The organism is Pseudomonas sp. AC463 (assembly GCF_979253585.1).
The window spans coordinates 1-235 of sequence record NZ_CEEDDZ010001179.1; the positions used below are offsets into that span (position 1 = coordinate 1).

Genomic DNA, 235 nt, shown 5'->3' on the forward strand with positions numbered 1-235 from the left:
TGCCGCGCATGAACCCGCCCGGATTCCAGATCGGCGTCATCGGCTGCGCGATGCCGGCGGTGTTCCAGCAGCGCGACATCAGCTTTGTTGGGCCCGCATGCGTGAGCGGAACCTGCGCATCCCAGCGGCGGAAACTGTATTTGCCGTGATCGGGGCCGAGCGTCGTCTTGTACCAGGTCTTGCCGTTGTCGGTCGACACATCGACCTTGGCGACGCCGCAATCGCCCCCCATCGC

Annotated in this window: 1 pseudogene; it reads right to left on the reverse strand. The window is 65.5% G+C overall.

The window, feature by feature from the left end:
• A pseudogene (locus AC0IYH_RS34045) lies at positions 1–235 on the reverse strand (molybdopterin-dependent oxidoreductase); the annotation flags it as partial.